Source organism: Hyphobacterium sp. CCMP332 (assembly GCA_014323545.1).
In the GTDB taxonomy this organism is placed as follows: Bacteria; Bacteroidota; Bacteroidia; order Cytophagales; family CCMP332; genus CCMP332.
The window spans coordinates 1958527-1977310 of record CP058647.1 but is presented as its reverse complement, the minus strand read 5'-3'; the positions used below and the strand labels follow the sequence as shown (position 1 = coordinate 1977310).

Annotated in this window: 22 protein-coding genes; 13 read left to right on the top strand and 9 right to left on the bottom strand. The window is 36.5% G+C overall.

The genetic code is table 11. The annotated features are described in order from the left end of the window. Window positions 1-21 precede the first annotated feature (21 nt). Genes HZR84_08690 through HZR84_08675 form a run of 4 tightly spaced genes read left to right on the top strand, consistent with a single transcriptional unit; the run spans window position 22 to window position 2642 of the window. Window positions 22-1167, top strand: coding sequence for a Na/Pi symporter (locus HZR84_08690; GenBank protein QNL22013.1), 1146 nt, complete (start codon window positions 22-24; stop codon window positions 1165-1167). 54 nt (window positions 1168-1221) lie between these two features. Further along, a complete protein-coding gene (locus HZR84_08685) occupies window positions 1222-1566 on the top strand; it encodes a phage holin family protein (protein ID QNL22012.1) in 345 nt (114 codons plus the stop codon). After that, on the top strand, window positions 1559-1924 hold the full coding sequence (locus tag HZR84_08680; GenBank protein ID QNL22011.1) for a hypothetical protein: 366 nt from the start codon (window positions 1559-1561) through the stop codon (window positions 1922-1924). The genes HZR84_08685 and HZR84_08680 overlap by 8 nt, the downstream gene beginning before the upstream one ends. Next, entirely contained in the window at window positions 1908-2642 is a 735-nt protein-coding gene (locus tag HZR84_08675; protein ID QNL22010.1) for a geranylgeranylglyceryl/heptaprenylglyceryl phosphate synthase, read from the top strand. Before HZR84_08680 ends, HZR84_08675 begins: the two co-directional genes overlap by 17 nt. Here HZR84_08675 and HZR84_08670 read toward each other — a convergent pair whose 3' ends face one another. The 7 genes from HZR84_08670 to panC form a co-directional block, all read right to left on the bottom strand. Then, a complete protein-coding gene (locus HZR84_08670) occupies window positions 2643-3566 on the bottom strand; it encodes a helix-turn-helix transcriptional regulator (GenBank protein QNL22009.1) in 924 nt (307 codons plus the stop codon). 137 nt (window positions 3567-3703) lie between these two features. Next, entirely contained in the window at window positions 3704-4843 is a 1140-nt protein-coding gene (locus tag HZR84_08665; GenBank protein QNL22008.1) for an acyl-CoA dehydrogenase, read from the bottom strand. A 21-nt stretch (window positions 4844-4864) separates the two neighbouring features. Continuing rightward, the gene (locus HZR84_08660; GenBank protein ID QNL22007.1) at window positions 4865-5557 is read right to left on the bottom strand and encodes a zinc metallopeptidase; all 693 of its coding nucleotides are present in this window, start codon (window positions 5555-5557) and stop codon (window positions 4865-4867) included. A gap of 3 nt (window positions 5558-5560) precedes the next feature. Then, window positions 5561-6040 (bottom strand): D-glycero-beta-D-manno-heptose 1-phosphate adenylyltransferase, encoded by a 480-nt coding sequence (rfaE2, locus tag HZR84_08655; GenBank protein QNL22006.1) that lies wholly within the window; start codon window positions 6038-6040, stop codon window positions 5561-5563. Continuing rightward, on the bottom strand, window positions 6037-6987 hold the full coding sequence (locus HZR84_08650) for a flippase-like domain-containing protein (GenBank protein QNL22005.1): 951 nt from the start codon (window positions 6985-6987) through the stop codon (window positions 6037-6039). Before HZR84_08650 ends, rfaE2 begins: the two co-directional genes overlap by 4 nt. A 35-nt stretch (window positions 6988-7022) precedes the next feature. Then, a complete protein-coding gene (locus tag HZR84_08645; GenBank protein ID QNL22004.1) occupies window positions 7023-7370 on the bottom strand; it encodes an aspartate 1-decarboxylase in 348 nt (115 codons plus the stop codon). Window positions 7371-7437: 67 nt separating this feature from the next. Beyond that, entirely contained in the window at window positions 7438-8286 is an 849-nt protein-coding gene (gene panC / locus HZR84_08640; GenBank protein ID QNL22003.1) for a pantoate--beta-alanine ligase, read from the bottom strand. A gap of 109 nt (window positions 8287-8395) precedes the next feature. On the opposite strand from panC, the gene HZR84_08635 reads away from it, so the two are divergent. From HZR84_08635 to glmS, 3 genes are read left to right on the top strand one after another with little or no spacing between them, the layout of a single operon-like run. Beyond that, window positions 8396-9208, top strand: a complete 813-nt coding sequence (locus HZR84_08635) for a glycogen/starch synthase (GenBank protein ID QNL22002.1) — start codon at window positions 8396-8398, stop codon at window positions 9206-9208. A 13-nt stretch (window positions 9209-9221) separates the two neighbouring features. Then, the gene (locus tag HZR84_08630) at window positions 9222-10499 is read left to right on the top strand and encodes a DUF4270 family protein (protein QNL22001.1); all 1278 of its coding nucleotides are present in this window, start codon (window positions 9222-9224) and stop codon (window positions 10497-10499) included. Between the two features lie 13 nt (window positions 10500-10512). After that, window positions 10513-12348 (top strand): glutamine--fructose-6-phosphate transaminase (isomerizing), encoded by a 1836-nt coding sequence (gene glmS / locus HZR84_08625; protein ID QNL22000.1) that lies wholly within the window; start codon window positions 10513-10515, stop codon window positions 12346-12348. A 57-nt stretch (window positions 12349-12405) separates the two neighbouring features. Here the strand turns inward: glmS and HZR84_08620 are convergent, their stop codons facing one another. Beyond that, complete coding sequence (locus HZR84_08620; GenBank protein ID QNL21999.1) at window positions 12406-13068, bottom strand: 3-hydroxyacyl-CoA dehydrogenase; 663 nt, start codon at window positions 13066-13068, stop codon at window positions 12406-12408. Window positions 13069-13098: 30 nt separating this feature from the next. Between HZR84_08620 and HZR84_08615 the strand changes: the two genes are divergently transcribed. The 6 genes from HZR84_08615 (at window position 13099) to HZR84_08590 (ending at window position 17590) form a co-directional block, all read left to right on the top strand. After that, window positions 13099-13479 carry a RidA family protein gene (locus tag HZR84_08615; protein ID QNL21998.1) on the top strand — a complete coding sequence of 127 codons (381 nt, stop codon included), beginning with the start codon at window positions 13099-13101 and terminating at the stop codon, window positions 13477-13479. Beyond that, window positions 13479-13946 carry a hypothetical protein gene (locus HZR84_08610; GenBank protein QNL21997.1) on the top strand — a complete coding sequence of 156 codons (468 nt, stop codon included), beginning with the start codon at window positions 13479-13481 and terminating at the stop codon, window positions 13944-13946. Before HZR84_08615 ends, HZR84_08610 begins: the two co-directional genes overlap by 1 nt. Before the next feature lie 54 nt (window positions 13947-14000). Further along, a complete protein-coding gene (locus tag HZR84_08605) occupies window positions 14001-15527 on the top strand; it encodes a glutamate--tRNA ligase (GenBank protein ID QNL21996.1) in 1527 nt (508 codons plus the stop codon). Between the two features lie 47 nt (window positions 15528-15574). After that, the gene (locus tag HZR84_08600) at window positions 15575-15784 is read left to right on the top strand and encodes a hypothetical protein (GenBank protein QNL21995.1); all 210 of its coding nucleotides are present in this window, start codon (window positions 15575-15577) and stop codon (window positions 15782-15784) included. Beyond that, window positions 15781-16551 carry a TIGR00266 family protein gene (locus HZR84_08595; protein QNL21994.1) on the top strand — a complete coding sequence of 257 codons (771 nt, stop codon included), beginning with the start codon at window positions 15781-15783 and terminating at the stop codon, window positions 16549-16551. Before HZR84_08600 ends, HZR84_08595 begins: the two co-directional genes overlap by 4 nt. A gap of 256 nt (window positions 16552-16807) precedes the next feature. Beyond that, on the top strand, window positions 16808-17590 hold the full coding sequence (locus HZR84_08590; GenBank protein QNL21993.1) for a hypothetical protein: 783 nt from the start codon (window positions 16808-16810) through the stop codon (window positions 17588-17590). Here the strand turns inward: HZR84_08590 and HZR84_08585 are convergent. Continuing rightward, window positions 17585-18715, bottom strand: coding sequence for an AI-2E family transporter (locus tag HZR84_08585; protein ID QNL21992.1), 1131 nt, complete (start codon window positions 18713-18715; stop codon window positions 17585-17587). The two genes, HZR84_08590 and HZR84_08585, sit on opposite strands and share 6 nt — an antisense overlap. Window positions 18716-18784 lie beyond the last annotated feature (69 nt).

Genomic DNA, 18784 nt, shown 5'->3' with positions numbered 1-18784 from the left:
TTTTATGATATTTGCCGACTTATGAAAATTGCCCGTTTTAAGAATTTTAAGTACGGAAATTCGCTTTCGCATGCCCAGTTGGTTGGAAAGATTGTACTTATTATTTTTATTCTCTTCATTTTCTTATTTTCCATTAACCTGATGGAAATGTCCTTTAAAGAATTTGGAGGACCCTTCGCAAGGCATATAATTTCCGCCACATCCAATCCCTTTGTCAGTTTGTTTATTGGCCTTTTGGCAACTGCAATAATTCAATCCAGCTCTACAACAACATCAATGGTTGTGGCCCTTGTTGCCTCAGGAACCTTAAGTTTTGAAGGTGCAATCCCCATGGTAATGGGAGCAAACATTGGTACTTCACTCACGAGCACCATTGTATCATTAGGGCATATAACCAAGAAAAATCAATTTAAAAGAGCCATCGCAGCAGCAACTGCTCATGATTTTTTTAACATTTTCGTTACTGCCATACTTTTTCCATTAGAAATGTCTTTTAAGATTTTATCTAAGGGGGCATTGTTTTTAACATCGAATATTTATTCAGAAGAAGGTTCAAGAATTAGTTTGGGTGTCATTTTCACTTTACTTCAGGCAATGAGCAATTTTGTTATATCTATTACACAAGGATTTGGAATAATTATGGTAATCTTATCCTTTGTATTGCTGTTTATTTCTCTTCGGATTTTTTCATTTCTTATTCGAAGCTTTTTTATAGGTGAAAGGCAGGATCAGTTTGAAAAGTATTTTTTTGGAAATTCTTTAAAATCATTGCTTTGGGGAACAGGTATTACCGCTGTAGTACAATCAAGTTCATTAACGACTTCAATTACTGTCCCTCTCGTAGCTACTAAAAAGGTAAGTCTGGAAAAGGCCTTTCCTTTTCTAATGGGAGCGAATATTGGAACTACCGTAACGGCATTGCTCGCAGCTATTTCAAAGTCTGAAGCCGCCTTGGACATTGCTTTAGTTCATTTAATTTTCAATATTTTAGGTGTATTGATATTTTACCCTTTCCCAGTTTTAAGAAACATACCCATTTATATTGCCAAACGACTTGGAAATGCCACTGTAAAATACAGATTGGTTGGTTTTGGTTATATAATTGTAACTTTTTTTCTGATTCCTTTTCTCTTAATTTATTTTTCCGGGATTATAATTCTCAAATAAGAATCGAACAAAGGGCTCATTTTTACGATATTTATATTTCGAACAAGCTGAAATATGGTTTCCGACTTACAAAAGATAATTGAAATAGCTAAGAAATATGTTGAAGTCCGTGTGGAACTGTTAAAGCTGGACATCAAAGAACAGAGCGGCGAGTACCTAATGAAAGGAACTTTTCTCTTTGGTGTCGTTCTTATTTTCCTTTTGATCTTATTTTTTATTTCACTGGGGCTGGCTTTTTACCTTAATGAAATTACAAATAGCAGATATTACGGTTTTTTTATACTGGCTGCCTTTTTCTTTATTGTTATGATATTACTCTTTCTTACGCGAAAAAGTAAGAGACTTCAATTAGTATTTCATCGTATAATAGACTTCTTTATTTTCGATAAAAATGAGTAAAAATAACAGCTACATAAGTCCGGAACGAAAACAGCTATTAGAAAAGGCTGATGCCTATTGGAGAGAATTTGAATCAGTTCGGGAAGATCTGGAAGAAAGCACCTTAAAATTTGGAAAAAACGTATTAATAGTGAGCTCTATTGGTCTTGGAATTGCTCTTTCTTATAAACTCCTTTCAGAATCCTCAGACAAAGAAGAAAACAAAGAAAATTTTAAGAATAAATATAAAAGAAAGCCATCGCGATTTGGCTCTGCTTTTAAAACTCTCGCGATCCCATTTTTTATTGGAATTGCTAAGAGTATTGTACTACCGGATTTAAACAAAAGTAAACAACAAAGTAATGGAGGGAATCCTTAGTAAAATCATAAAAGATTCTCAACAAGGAAAAAAGTCGCTGGCTCTATTATTGGATCCGGATGAATATCAAAACGAATCGCTGAAAAATTTATTTTCTGTAGATTTTAAACATGTGAGTTATTTATTTGTTGGAGGAAGTCTTTTAAAAAAGGAAAGCTTAGATGAGCTAATAGAGAATTTGAAGAGTATAAATTCAAAACCGGTAATTTTATTTCCGGGTAACTCGGGACATATTTCCGATAAGGCAGATGCTATTTTATTCCTTTCACTTATTTCCGGAAGAAATCCCGACTATTTGATCGGTCAACAAGTCATTTCTGCCCCATTAATCAAAGAAGCTAAAATAGAAGTATTACCTACTGCTTATATGCTCATAGATGGAGGTAAATCAACTACAGTACAATATATGAGTAATACAGTGCCAATTCCTGCTGACAAACCTGATATTGCCGCGTGTACAGCGCTAGCAGGACAATATTTAGGTTTGAAAATAACCTATTTAGATGCCGGAAGCGGTGCAAAGAATCCAATTCCTTCACGTGTAATCAGTGCTGTAAAAAATGAAATAAGAGGCCCATTAATCGTGGGTGGTGGAATTCGAAATTATGGACAAATGGAGAAGGCTTTTGATGCAGGAGCAGATATTGTGGTAATTGGAAATGCGTTGCAAAACAATGAAGTCAGTCTCGAAGAATTAAACTCGGCTTATTTAAAATAGTCAGGCTCTGACCAATGACTCTCTTTTTCTCATTTTACCTGCAGAAATTCCAAACATCATTTTGAATCTTCTGCAGAAATAGGCAGTGTCCTTATATCCTACTTCAATTCCAATTTCCCGAATGCTCTTTTTTGTAGTTCTTAAAAGCCCAACGGATTTCTCCATTCTCTGATATTCGATATAATCCTGTGGGTTAATGCCGGTCATTGATTTGAAATACTGGCCTACATAATCTTCTGAAACATTGGCAACATTGGCCAAAACTCTGTTTGAAAGATCTCCACCCAAATTTGTTTTGATAAAATTAAAAATATCAATAAGTCTTGGGTCTTTGAAATAATTCAAATTTGTTGCAAGCTTTTCAATAAATATTTTATGGTCTAGGATATAGCGAAATATATCCAAAACTATTATTTCAGTATTGCATTTTTTTATGCGCTCCTTGCCCGGCAATTCTGTAAATTCCTCTTTGATCGTATCTAAAATAAGATTTACAATCGCCGGCCGCTCCTTAATTAAAAATGGAGGTATGTCCAGTGATGAATAAAAATTGACTGAATCAAATATTTTAGCTTCAAATGATAATACACTATAGGATCCTTCAGGATTGAGCGCCGGTACCCTTTCTTTAGTATAGCTAACAAACTTGCTTTTATCAACTAAGTATTTCTCCTGTTGTAATTCAGTAAAACTACCCTTTCCAAAACTTATAGTAATCGTTTTTCCCGCGGGTATGAACAATAAATCGCCCTGCGCTGCAGTAACCTGCCCATTCTCTGTGGAGATTTCTCCATTGTGAACCAAGATAATAGTATTCTCAAAGTCATAGAAATTGAAAACCTTATGAGGCTGAAGAACTTTAACATTCCTCAAACTGGTAAACTTAATACTTAAACTTTCTAATATTTTATTGTAGTCCTCCATTGTTGGAGTTTGATAAATCCAAATTTATCTTAGTAAAATGCATTAACAAAAGGGCATGTAATTTAGTAAATTTCACAAATCAAAAAAAAACACTCCGAAGAGTGTTTTGAAAAATTCCAATATTGACCACCGTTTCCTTACGATAGGATGCTTCTGGATATAACTATTTTTTGAATCTCCGAAGTCCCCTCATAGATTTGAGTGATTTTAGCATCGCGCATCAGCCGCTCTACATGAAACTCTTTTACGTATCCATAACCACCATGTACCTGAACTGCTTCAATTGTTGTGTCCATGGCTACTTTTGAAGAATACAACTTTGCCATAGCACTTGCAGTTGCATAGTCTTCATGATCATCTTTAAGTTTTGCGGCTTTTAAACACAATAGCCTTGCTGCTTCAATTTGCGTAGCCATATCGGCCAATTTAAACTGGATTGCCTGATGTTTTGAAATTTCCTTACCAAAAGCCTTTCGTTCTTTTGAATATTGAAGAGACAATTCATAGGCCCCACTTGCAATTCCCAAAGCCTGTGAAGCAATACCAATCCTGCCTCCATCGAGTACTTTCATAGCAAAGGTGAATCCAAAACCATCTTCGCCAATTCGGTTCTCTTTTGGCACCTTTACATCTGAAAACATGAGCGAATGTGTATCCGAGCCCCTTATTCCAAGTTTGTCTTCTTTTTTACCTACCACAAATCCTTCTAATCCTTTTTCAACAATAAGTGCATTGATGCCCTTGTGTTTTTTTTCAGGATATGTTTGAGCTATTACAAGGCAAACATCTGCAATACCCCCGTTTGTAATCCAGTTTTTTGTTCCATTTAATAGGTAATGATCTCCTTTGTCTATCGCCGTTGTTTTTTGCGAAGTGGCATCTGATCCCGCTTCGGGTTCTGAAAGGCAAAAAGCACCTATCATTTCACCGCTTGCCAGCTTCTTGAGATATTTTTCCTTTTGTTCTTCTGTACCATAGGTTTCAAGACCCCAACAAACCAAGGAATTGTTAACTGACATTGCAACAGAAGCAGAAGCGTCAATTTTAGAAATTTCCTCCATAGCAAGAACATACGAAACAGTATCCATTCCTCCACCATTGTATTTTGGGTCCACCATCATGCCCATAAATCCCAATTCTCCCATCATTTTTAATTGTTTCAGGGGAACCTCCTGTTTCGTATCACGGTCTATTACACCCGGAAGCAATTCCTTTTGAGCAAAGTCTTTCGCTGCTTCTCTTACCGCTATCTGCTCTTCCGTTAACTGAAAATCCATTTATTGTTTATTTTGTGTTATTTAATCTCTTCTACCCAAAAACATCATTATCCAATACATCAACGTAACTAAAGAAGCAATGGCTGCTACTACATAAGTCATTGCTGCCCATTTTAATGCATCTTTTGCCATATTGTGTTCATTAGCATTAACAACTCCCTGATTGCTTATCCAGGCCAGAGCTCTTTTACTCGCATCAAATTCGACAGGTAGTGTGATGAAAGCAAAGAGTGTAAACACTGCGTAGCATCCAATAATTACGAGTAAAGCCATTTCCATAGGAATTGCTCCCTGAAGAAAGAATGCACCAAAAAACATCATTATAAATACGATGTTGATAATTCTTGCACTGACATTTTGAATTGGAACCATGGCTGACCGGAACTCAAGAAAACTATATGCATTGGCGTGTTGCACTGCATGACCACATTCATGTGAAGCTACCGCAGCAGCTGCGGCATTTCTCCCAAAATATACTTCTTCGCTCAAATTGACTGTTTTTGAAGCAGGATTGTAATGATCAGTTAATTTCCCCGGCACATGAGTGACCTTAACATCGTAAATTCCACTATCCCTGAGCATTTTTTCAGCTATTTCTTTGCCCGTTAGATTACTGGAAAGTTGTGTTTGTGAGTATTTTTTGAATTTACTTTTTAATCTTGCTTGCACTGCAAAGCTGACTATAGCAAATAGTATTATTATTAATATATACATGGCTTAAGATTTTATTTTCTCTATAATTTTTGAAGTCGAATACCCTTTCACCAAGGAAATAGTTTTGACCTCACCTCCATGCTCGATAACAACATTTGAGCCAACAATATCTTTTATTAAATAATCATCCCCTTTGACCAAAATATCTGGCAAAATGGCATTTATAAGTTCTTTAGGAGTTAAATCATCAAACAAAATGACAGCATCGATAAATTCCATGGAAGCCATTAATCTGGCACGTGACGCCTCATCAATTATAGGCCTGCCTTCACCTTTGAGCATTCTGACGCTTTTATCACTATTAAGCCCAAGAACTAAAAAGTCACCTAAGTTTCTGGCCTTTTGTAAATAATCGATATGTCCTAAGTGTACGATATCAAAACAGCCATTACTAAAAACAAGTTTTTTGCCTTTCTTTTTAAGTTTGTCTCTTAATACAAGAAAGTCCTTAAGTGTACTTATTTTTCTCTCTGTAACAATCATTCGCTTTTACTTGCCAGCCAGGCCGCAATTAAAAATGATATTCCGCCAATTATAAATATCATAAGTACCGTGGATCCGTACATTACTGTAGCGTATACTTTACCATCTGAAGTTGAAACTCCATAAATGGTTAAAGCTGTTTGTACAAAAAGAGGATATGCGCTGCCGGCAGGAACAGGGACTATCATTGCCATTGTGCTTACAATTAATAAGGTAAGCGCCACATCCAATCCTAAATGTGAAGTAGCGGGAATGGCAAAAAATACAACATAACTTGCCAAGAAGTACATTACCCAAATCACCACTGTATTGAAAAGAAACATGAATTTGTTTTCAACGTGTTTGATGCTCATAATTCCGGTACCTACTTTTTGCAATGAGGCTCCAATCTTTGCAAAAAACCGATATCTCATTAGTCTTCTTCTGAGCAGATACATAAAGAAAAGTACAGAAAGTATTCCAATAAAAATCCAAAGCAAATAGCTCGAACCTTCAGAAGTACTCTCACCATTGGTATTTTGTGTGGCACTTAATATTTGATTGAACAGTTCATAATTGAATAAAAAGGCAAGTGCTACGATAACAATAATCGTAAGCAGATCAAATGCTCTTTCGGCGACCACTGTTCCTATACTTTCTTCTAAAGGAATTTTATCTGTTTTACGCAAAATCGCACATCTGGAAATTTCACCGGCCCTGGGTATTGCCAGATTCATAAAATATCCAAACATAACAGCCAGAAATGATCGTCCCGTACCCGGGTTAAATCCCATGGTTTGGTACAATTGGTTCCATCGATAGGCTCTGGCAATATGACTTAAAATCATAGCCAAAAAAGAAAGTAATATAAATTCAAAGTGTGCATCTTTGATTTTAGATATTACATCGCCAATGTTTTCGTTTCGATAAGTATACCAGATCAGGCCGCCCCCGGCGACAAATGACAAGATATATATGATTGTCTTTTTCAGCCTTTTATAAGTTAAGAAACACTATTATTTGAATCGGGAAAAATAACCACTGGTTTGTGGCTCTTGGCTTCATTTAAATCAATGGAACAATAAGATATAATAATGATAATATCTCCAACCTGTACCTTTCTTGCTGCGGGACCGTTGAGACATACATCTTTACTACCTCTTTCACCTTTAATTACATAAGTTTCCAGTCTTTCACCATTATTAATATTAACAATCTGAACTTTCTCATTCTCGAAAATATTGGCGGCATCCATCAGGTCTTCATCTATAGTAATACTACCAACATAATGAAGCTCGGCCTGTGTAACTTTTACACGATGGATTTTTGACTTAAGGACTTCTATATTCATGAAGCTCAAAATTGAGGCTGCAAAGTTATAAAATAACCAAATGCTTTCTAATTAGTTCCTTTATTGTTTACAATTGGAACCTAATATTATCTATCAGTCGTATATCCGAAAGCATTACAGCTATACATATGGCATAAGTATTCCCTTTTTTGAGCATTGGGTTTAAACCAAAATCAGGCAAACTTACCAATTCAAGATACTCCGATTTTATATTATTTCGTTGTAATTCAAGTTTTATTTGCGTTTTTAACGCATTACTAAACCTAGCGCTTTTCTGTATTTCAGATCTAATAGTTTTGAGGCTCTGGTAAATCAAAGGTGCAATTTTCCTGTCCTCCTCCGCGAGCCTCCTATTTCTGGATGACATGGCTAATCCATCATCTTCCCTAATGATTTCGCAAGGAACAATCTCAGATTTAATACCCAAATCAAGACACATTTGACGCACAATATAATATTGCTGCAAATCTTTTAACCCGAAATAAGCTTTATCCGGTTCAACCAAATGCAACAAACGAGATACAACAATAGCAACACCGTTAAAATGACCAGGTCTGAATCGACCCTCCAATACACTTCCCAATAAACCAAAATCCAATTCTATTTTTGGTTTTTCTCTATAAAACTCTGAACTGTCAGGGGCAAATACATAGTCACAATTTAGACTTTTTAATTGATCAATATCCTTTTCCAGATCCCTGGGGTATTTTTTAAGATCAACCTGGTTGTTAAACTGAAGAGGATTAACAAAGATGCTGCAGATGCTAATATCATTTTCTCTGATACTTCTTGCTATCAAAGAAAAATGACCTTCATGCAAAGCGCCCATCGTGGGTACAAATCCAGAGGTCTTTAAATAATTCTTATTGTCCCGAACAATTTCATTCAGGTGGTCAATTCGGCTAATTACATCCAAGGCCGGGCTTTATTAGAATGGAGCCAAATAAAGCATATGGTTGTAAATATTCAAAATTAGTGGTATTTTTGTGAGCTATTTAGCCAATCTTTTAACAAATCCATTATATATGTCAAAGCTTCGTATTCTTTACGCTTCATCAGAAATCAATCCATTTCTTCAAACCACCAAAGTGGCAGAATTCGTAAGAAAATTGCCTCAGGCTATGCAGGAAAGGGGTATGGAAATCAGAATACTTGTTCCCCGCTTTGGTTTAATAAACGAAAGAAAGAACAGATTGCATGAAGTTGTTAGACTTTCAGGCATAAATATTCCGGTTGGTGATGAGGAAAAACCACTTGTAATAAAGGTTGCTTCTATCCCTAATGCCAAATTACAGGTATATTTTATCGACAATGAAGACTATTTCCACAGAAAGTCCGTTTTCTACGATAAACAAAATAAGTTTTACGAGGATAACGGTGAAAGAGCAGTATTTTTCTGCAAAGGTGTTTTAGAAACCGTAAAAAAACTTGGTTGGGCTCCGGATATAGTGCATTGTCATGACTGGATCACAGGTTTAATCCCACTTTATTTAAAAACAACATATAAAAATGATCCTATTTTCAAGAGTGCCAAGAGTGTATATACCGTTTATGATAACGGATTTACACATAAATTTGGTCAAGATTTACTTGAGAAGGCAAGGATGATTGACATAGATGAGAATCTTCTTAGTCCTCTAAAGTCAGCGGATTTCGAAGGATTTATTAAAATTGCAACCCAATATGCCGACAAAGTACTCCACGCAGGAGATGCCGTTGAAGATAATCTCGCAACAATATTTGAAGATTTGCAAAGCAATAAAAAACTTGAAACCATTGCTTCCGATGATGAAATGGTTGACAATGTATACAACCTATACAACGATTTGGCAGGTTAATTCGAAAAATTATATGTTATTAAAATCTTGGCTGGTTCGATTTATCGTACCGGCCTTTTTTCTTTGGTCTTGCACAAATAAAGAAAATATCTCTGCACCCGGTATTGGCAACGGCGATAACCTGCAGGCTATTCTTGTCGATACATTTGACATAGAAACGAGTACTTTTTTAAGAGACTCAATTGTTACTTCTTCGGCAAGTACCTTGCTGGTTGGGAAAATAGAGAATGAAAATTTTGGTACAACAACCTGCAATGCATTTCTCCAAACCGCAATCACCGGAAATAATTTTCTAAATATTGAAAACCCGCAGTTTGATTCGATGGTTTTAGTATTAAGGCCAAATTATGTATTTGGAAATCCTGATGCCAGTATTAAAATGGGTATTCACCGCTTAAAAGAAGGTTTTGATCTCAGGAAGAGCTATTTAGCATCTGAATCGCTCGAATACGATAAGGAAGCAGAAGCAGAAGTGGTCTTTTCAGCCCAGGATATTCAGGATGAAAATTTGAGAATAAATTTAAGTGGTCTCGGACAGAAGTTTTTTAATGATAGAGAATTGGAGTTTTTCGATGATCCGCTCGACTTTATCGAATATTTTAAAGGTTTGGCATTAATTACGAAGACTTCGGAAGGGTCTGTAATTGGTTTTGAGGTGGATCCGGCTTCTTCGACAACATCTACCATCACTTCAGGAATCTTCCTTTATTACAGAACAAGTGTTGACTCAACAGCAGATACTACTTTTTATAAATTTCCGATATCGGTCAATTATCAAAGGTTTAATCAAATTATACATGACCGGCCACCCCTTTTATCCGATCTAAAAGCAAACAATCAAAAGATTAGCTCAGATCTTACTAATGATGAAGTTTTTTTACTCGCAGGTACAGGAATAATCAGTCGTTTTGATTTTCCTACATTTAAAAATTTAAGAAACCTACATCGAAATATAATCGTTGAACAAGCCATATTATCCATAGATGCCGATTTAGATAATGATGATTATTATTCCCCCCCGCTTGAACTGTTTTTGTTTAAAGTGGATTCTAATGATAACCTTGAATTATATAACGGTGGAGAAGTAGGATCGGGAAGCAGGTTTAATAATACCTATTCTGTGGATGTTACATCCTATTTTGGAGAATTAATTAGTAGTAGAGAAAGTGTTACAGATTTAATTATGATTCCTTCTTTGAATGGATCTTCTGTTAATCAATTGAAATTTGGGGCCTATAAAGATGAAGAAAGCCCCGTCAAACTTATTGTGTATTACATACCTATCAATTAAATTGTAGAGAATTATGTGTGGAATAGTTGGCTATATAGGACAAAAGCAAGCTGCACCTATCATTTTAAAAGGATTGCACCGATTGGAATATCGCGGATATGACAGCGCTGGAATTGCAATTTTAAATGGAGATCTTAAAGTTTTCAAGAAAAAAGGGAAAGTTTCTGAACTTGAAGCCTTTATTGAAAATCAAGATACAGAAGGCGTAGTTGGAATAGGCCATACACGTTGGGCTACTCATGGTGAGCCAAATGATATAAACGCCCATCCGCATTATTCTTCTACCGCGGATCATGCAATAATTCACAATGGAATCATTGAAAATTACAGTTCAATTAAGAAAGAACTGGAAAGCAAAGGACATAAGTTTACCAGTGAAACTGATTCAGAGGTTTTAATTCATTTCATTGAATACATCAAAAACTCTCACGATTGTCTTCTGGAGGAAGCAGTGCGTTTGGCACTCAACGAGGTAATTGGCGCCTATGCAATTGTCATTATTTCTCTGGACAATCCCAATCAATTAATTGCCGCACGAAAAGGAAGTCCCTTAGTAATTGGCGTTGGGAAAGATGAGTTCCTGATTGCTTCGGATGCAACCCCAATCATAGAATATACTAATGAAGTTGTTTATTTGGATGATTTTGAAATCGCAGTTATCAGAGACGGAAATCTATCAATTAAAAACACAGAAGATGTTGTTAAAAGCCCCTTAATACATAAACTGGAAATGGAGTTGGAATCCATTGAAAAAAGTGGTTTTGACCATTTCATGTTAAAAGAGATTTTTGAGCAACCTAAATCAATTCGCGATTCTATGCGAGGAAGAGTACAGCTTGATAATGGTAAAGTTGCTCTAGGTGGGATTCGCGAGTACTACAATAAATTCGTAAAGGCAGACAGAATCATCATTGTGGCCTGTGGTACTTCCTGGCATTCGGGACTGGTTGCAGAGTATTTGATTGAAGAATTTGCAAGGATACCGGTAGAGGTTGAATACGCTTCTGAATTCCGCTATAGAAATCCTGTTTTAAAAGAAGGGGATGTGGTAATTGCTATTTCACAATCCGGCGAAACTGCAGATACTTTGGCGGCTATGGAACTTGCTAAATCCAAAGGGGCAATAATATTTGGTGTTTGCAATGTAGTTGGATCTTCGATTGCAAGATTTTCTCATGAAGGGGCTTATACCCATGCAGGTCCCGAAATTGGAGTTGCAAGTACCAAAGCTTTCACCGCACAACTTACCGTGCTTTCGATGATGGCTTTAATTCTCGCAGATGCTCGGGGTACTTTGAGAAGAAGAACTTATCAGGAAATTCTTGTGGACTTGAATTCAATCCCCGACAAGGTTGAAAAAGTGCTCAAACAAGATGAGCTTATTAAGAAAATAGCAAAAGAATTTAAAGATGTTAGCAATTTCCTATATCTGGGTAGAGGATATAATTTTCCTGTTGCACTGGAAGGTGCATTAAAACTAAAAGAAATATCCTATATACATGCAGAGGGCTATCCGGCAGCAGAAATGAAGCATGGTCCAATTGCTTTAATTGATGAAGAAATGCCAGTGGTTGTGATAGCAACAAAGGACAGTTCCTATGAAAAAATAATTTCCAATATCCAGGAAGTAAAGGCCAGAAAAGGTAGAATAATAGCAATAGTCACAGAGGGAGACGATATAATTCCGAAAATAGCAGATTATACCATTGAAATTCCCCATTGTCATGAAGCATTGTCGCCAATGGTCTCTGTTGTTCCATTGCAACTTTTATCGTATCATATTGCCGTATTAAGAGGAACTAATGTTGATCAACCAAGAAATTTGGCTAAATCTGTGACGGTAGAATAATATTTTTATCGCAATTGTACTTTACGCGGACATTAGCTTAACTGCCCAACAAAAATGTTAATTATTCATTGCTTTAAGATACTCCTGCTTTAACAAGGGACATATTTTGTACCGTTCTTCTTTAGTATCTTCGTAGAGAGCATCGAGTAATTCATAAACATGCTCTATTCCAATTTTCTCTAACCAGGCAAATGGACCTTCCGGATAATTCGTACCCAATTTCATTGCAATATCAATGTCTTCTTTTTCTGCCGTTCCTTCCATAACGGTAAAATAAGCTTCATTTATTATCATGGTTACAACACGCGGTGTAACCATCCCCACTCGATCCTCAACCCGAATTGGTTTTACTTTTAAAAGCTTGAATAATTCTTCTGAATTTATAATCGAATGATCATCCAAAGCTGTGATTTCCCATTTGTTTCTATTTATAAATCCGGGAATGCCTGCAAATCCCATTATATTGGAATTGACCTTGCCAATGAATACTCTTAATTCAGATAGGCTTGTGTTAAGGGTATTTATTAAAACGTGAATTTCCCGGTTGGCTAATAACCATTGTAAATCGTCAAGGCTTTCGCTCTCCCAAAAATGAATCACCGCATCACCGGTTTTAATTTTATCTGAAATTCCGGCAAAATCTTCGGCTGTTTGAATTTGATTATATAGTGCCTTTAATTCCTTTGTGCGTTTTTCTCCACCTATCGCAAAAACATTCATATCTTTAATTCTTAATTCAGAATTTCAAAAATGAGCAAAAAAATTATCAATTCAAGCGATGCACCCGAACCAATCGGGCCTTATTCCCAATCGGTTTATGCAGGTAATACGCTTTATGTATCCGGACAGATTGCCATGAATGCCGATACCGGTAAAATGGAAGTTGAATACATTGAGCTTGAGACCCAGCGGGTTATGGAAAACATTGGTGCCATATTAAATGAGGCCGGTATGGATTACTCACACGTAGTTAAATGCAGTATTTTCTTAAAGAATTTGGATGATTTTATCAAAGTAAATCAGGTCTATGGCAATTTCTTTAAAGAGGACCCCCCCGCAAGAGAAACAGTTGAAGTATCTCGTTTACCGAAAGATGTAAATGTGGAAATTTCCTGCATTGCAGTTAAATAATGTATTTTCCAGGACTTTACATCCGGGAGACACATTTGTTTACTACACCTCAACACATTTTACTTGATAAACTCAAGAAGAAAGTCGCATCTCCAAGTCGGAAAAACTCAAAAGACACTGAGAATATTTTTTTCAACGGCTTGTTAAAAGAAAATTCTTTCATCATTTCCCAAAACACATCTTATCCTCAATATTTTATTCCGATGATTCGCGGAGAATTTGTTGAAGGCGAAGATGAATCACTCCTTAAATTGGAGTATGACCTGTTTAGAGGTTCCAAATTGTACCTGAGTTTATGGACATCAATTTGCATTCTGGCTGCTGTTTTCTTTCTATTAATATCATTCAAAATAGAATATTCATTAGCGGCTATTGTTATATTACTCATCAATTATTCTATAGTCCTAGGTAATTTTAATCTTCATTCAAAAAAAAGTCGCGAACTGCTTTTACAGATATTCAATTGAACCTTGCATTTTCTAAGATAAACGCCCCTTCTTTTATACTTTTGCACAAAATTTTTGACTATGTCGGTAAGAGTAAGATTTGCGCCGAGTCCTACCGGGCCGTTGCATATAGGAGGAGTAAGAACAGCATTATTTAATTTTCTTTTTGCAAAAAATCAAGGTGGGACTTTTGTACTAAGAATTGAAGACACTGATCAAACGCGTTTTGTTCCGGGTGCTGAAGCATACATAATGGAATCTTTGGAGTGGCTGGGCATTTCTCCGGATGAGAGCCCACTTAATCCTGGAAAATATGAGCCCTACAGACAATCTGAAAGAAAAAATATGTACAAGCAATATGCCGATCGACTAATCGAAAACGGAAATGCATATTATGCTTTTGACACACCTCAAGAGCTGGATGTCATGCGTGAAAGGCTTAAAGCGGCAAGGGTTCCTAATCCGCAGTACAATTCTGTGACACGAGAAAGCATGAAAAACTCTCTCACACTGCCCGAAGACGAAGTAAAAAAGCGTTTAAACTCAGGTGAGCCCTATGTTGTGCGTATAAAAGTTCCCAGAAAAGAGGAGGTAAGACTGAATGATCTTGTTCGTGGATGGGTAATGGTAGAGTCAGAAACCATCGACGACAAGGTTATTTTAAAGTCCGATGGAATGCCCACCTACCATTTGGCCAATGTAGTAGATGACCACTTTATGAAGATCACTCATGTGATAAGAGGTGAAGAATGGCTGCCTTCTGCACCTTTGCATGTCCTTTTATACAAGTATCTCGGTTGGGAAAGTGAAATGCCTGAATTCGCTCATTTGCCACTAATCCTAAAACCTGATGGAAATGGAAAATTGAGTAAAAGAGATGGAGACAAGCTGGGTTTTCCAGTATTTCCTTTGAATTGGACCGACCCGGAAACGGGAGAAAAAAGTACAGGCTTTAGAGAAAGGGGATTTCTTCCTGAAACGATGAATAACTTTCTCGCAATGCTTGGTTGGAGTCCGGGAAATAATGAAGAATTTTTCAGTATGGATGATCTTATTGAAAAATTCAGTATTTCCAGAATTGGAAAAGCGGGAACGAAATTTGACATTGAAAAGGCCAAGTGGTTCAATCAGCACTATTTGCGCGAAAAATCAAATTCGGAATTATCGCAATTCCTTATTGAAGATCTTAAAAAAGAAGGCCTTGAATACAATGAAGAAAAACTCAATGATATTATTGAGCTTGTAAAGGAAAGATTGGTATTCCCCTCTGACCTATTTGATGAAAGTCGCACTTGTTTCGAACGTCCTGTAAATTACGATCCGAAAGTTGTTGAGAAAAAATGGGACATGGATGCCAAAAGAGCAATAAAGCAATTTGTAGAAAACCTTGAAAATCTAAATGATTTTAAAGCTGATAAAATAAAACAGTTGTATTACAATACAACGGCGGAATTGGGTATTAAAATGGGTAAAGTAATGCCAGCTCTGAGATTGGCTGTGACAGGTGAAGGTATGGGACCTGATTTGATGATTTTACTGGAAATATTAGGGAAAAAAGAACTTATTGCCCGTTTAAATCTCGCAATTGAGAAAATTGGCTAAGCCAATCATTGAATTTCCTTTTTTGTAACTTTAAACAAAAAAGGGACATGGCCAATAAGAAGAAAAAGCAAAAGACTAAACCTCGTGTCCATAAGGATTTAGACGGTTTCGAAATTAGTATCAATAGTTTCGGAGAAATACAGAGCAATATGGACATTGAAAAAATCAATAAATTTTTGAATAAAAATGTCGATGATAAAAAACTGCGGGATCGCGACGACATTGATAAGGGTGAAGACAAAAAAGAAGATCAATGAATTCACATGAAATAGATTTTAAAATTATTGGGGATGACATTCAGTTAGTTGAAGTTGAACTCGACCCAAATGAAACAGTTATTGCTGAGGCCGGTGCAATGATGTACATGGATGAGGGTATTACTTTTGAAACAAAAATGGGAGATGGATCCAATCCCGATCAGGGTTTTATGGGAAAAATACTTTCAGCAGGAAGTCGCCTCTTAACAGGTGAATCGGTCTTTATGACACATTTTACCAATCGCGGTCAGGGCAAACAAAGAGTTGCATTTGCAGCTCCTTATCCTGGAACAGTCATTCCAATAGACTTGTCTGAGAGAACGAATAGCGAATTAATCGTTCAAAAAGATGGCTTTTTATGCGCAGCATTGGGGACTAAAATTTCCATTACATTTAATAAAAGAATTGGATCAGGTTTGGTTGGTGGAGAAGGATTTATCATGCAAAAGTTGCAAGGAGACGGTAAAGCCTTTATTCATGCTGGCGGAACCATTGTAGAAAAGGAATTGAACAATAACCTTTTAAGAGTCGATACGGGTTGTATTGTAGCTTATGAATCACAACTGGATTTTAATGTGGCCAGGGCGGGCGGACTAAAATCCATGGTATTCGGAGGTGAAGGTTTGTTTCTTGCTACTTTACAAGGTACGGGCAAAGTTTGGTTGCAATCAATGCCTATTAGAAAATTAGTCCAGGCTTTAGCTCCATATGGTCAAAATAGAGGTAAGGAGTCCAGTTCGATCCTAGGAAGTTTTCTGGAAGATTAATTTCCTATCTTTTTTTCCATTTCCCTTTCAATGCTGGCAAAATCAATCGATGAACATCCGCTGCAGCCTGGGCAATGCACTTCTTCCGAGAAAAAGTTTTTATAAACAAGTCGCAGCATATAAAACAGAGCCATTAAAAATGCTGTTAATACGAGTATATTTTGGAGCATGAATGTAAAATTAATTTTTTACTGATGACTTTAAAAGCTAATTTCGAAGTTTAAAGTTTCACAAAAACACCAAAAAGCGCACAAAATTGGAACTCAATCCAAAAGGAACAATTTTTGAAACAAGTTTTAAGGAAACCAAAAGTGGTAAAAAGCTAATGGAGAAACTTGTCAATCCGGATGGAAAAGGCCTGGAATTCAACAACGTTGTATCTGCAGCAAGGATTGACAAAGACAAGGTTTTCTGGGTAATCGCACTTGATAGCGACAGACCTCAGCACACAGGCACATCAAGTTCTTATCAGCAAGCAGAAAAAGATGTGCTTAAAGTCTTAAAAGATAGAAGAGCACTTTGTATTAATGGAGATTTTGCACTTCAGGAGTATTTGGAGCAGGAAATAGAGAAACAATCAGGAAATTCAGAGTTCAGGGAAACTGCCCGTGTTGAATATCTATATGCAAAATACGGAAAGGCCAAATTTCAAATCAAGAAAGTACTACCCAAGCAATTGATCATTTATAGTGAACCCTATAAAGATGGTTTCACAACCGATGATAATGCACCAACTTTTGCTGTGAGCAAAAGAGAATTGGATGACACAGGCGAGGTTAGGGCTATGGGTCAAATTTTCTGTACAGCCGAGAAAAAGTACGAGTTTGAAAAATTCAGAAAAATCCCGGGATATCTAAGTGTATTCGGCCTGGACTGGGATGCTACAATGGAAGATGTAAAATACTGGTTTAGAAAATTAAGCCTTCAGCATCATCCGGACAGAGGCGGCGATGTGGAAAAATTTCGTGAGCTAACTGAAAGCTATGGTAAAGCTGTAAAGGCATTAAGGGATCGCGATATCAGGGACGGATTCTTATAGTTCCTCGTTTATTTGCTTAAATTGATTCTCCTTGGCCCATTCTCTTACTTCCCGATTGGTGGCCATTAAACGAACAATAAATTGCGCTTCGGGTATTTCCGACAATACAATTTTTAAAAGCACTAAAAGTGGGACAGATAATAACATTCCAATAATTCCCCATAATCCTCCAAAAAGTACAAGCCCTAGTATTATAGATACGAAATTAATATTAAAGCTGCTGCCCTGAATTTTAGGCTCCAGAATGTTACCAAAAAATAATTGTACAGACAGCAACACCGCCAGAAGCAAAAACAATGTTACAAAAGAATCCAATTGAATTATCCCCAATAATAAGGGTGGGATGGTTGCTATGATAGAGCCTATGGTGGGGATAAAATTTAAACAAAATGCCAGAAAGCCCCAGATTATGGCATGTTTGACTCCAAAAATATAACATGTAAGGGCATAACCCGTGCCTGTTCCGAGGCTGATGAGAATTTTAACTAGCATGTATCTGGACAGTGATGATTTTAATTGCTCAAAAATCATCAGAATCTGGCTGTTTCTTGCTTCATCCTTGTTACCAAACAGATAAATAAGAAAATGTTTATAATTCTGAATCGCGCTAAGAAATCCTACCAGATAGATAAACATCAAAAAGAAATCTGCCGTAAATCCACCTACAAATCCGGCCAGATCACCTGTGTACTCAAAAAGAAAATCAGGGTTGATGATATTGCTCAAACTTTCTGATATTTTTTGTTTTTCAAAATAACCTCCCCCAAAGCTTTCAAGAAACTTTTGTACTTCACCGATCTTTTCAGAAATCTGCACTTTTAATTCGCCGGATTCGCTAACCAGTTTGCTGGCCATTTTAGATATAAATAATCCGAATAGAAATATCAGTCCCAGGAATAAAATTGAAATCGTTGCCACACTAATTCCAACGGGTAATTTCCACTCTACCATTTTCGAAAGAAGAGGAATCAGTAACATGGCAAAAAACAAGGCCAGGGCAATAGGAATAAAAAACTGCTTTAAAACATAGAGAATTATTATAATCAATACGGCTAAAAATATATGTAGGACCTTTTTTACCGCTTTGGTCTCAGAAGTAAGTTTTTGAATTTGATCTTTATCCATTCCCCGAATTGAAATTGGAAAATAAACTTAATGAATCCATTTTGCAAACGATTTAAGGTTTGAATATTT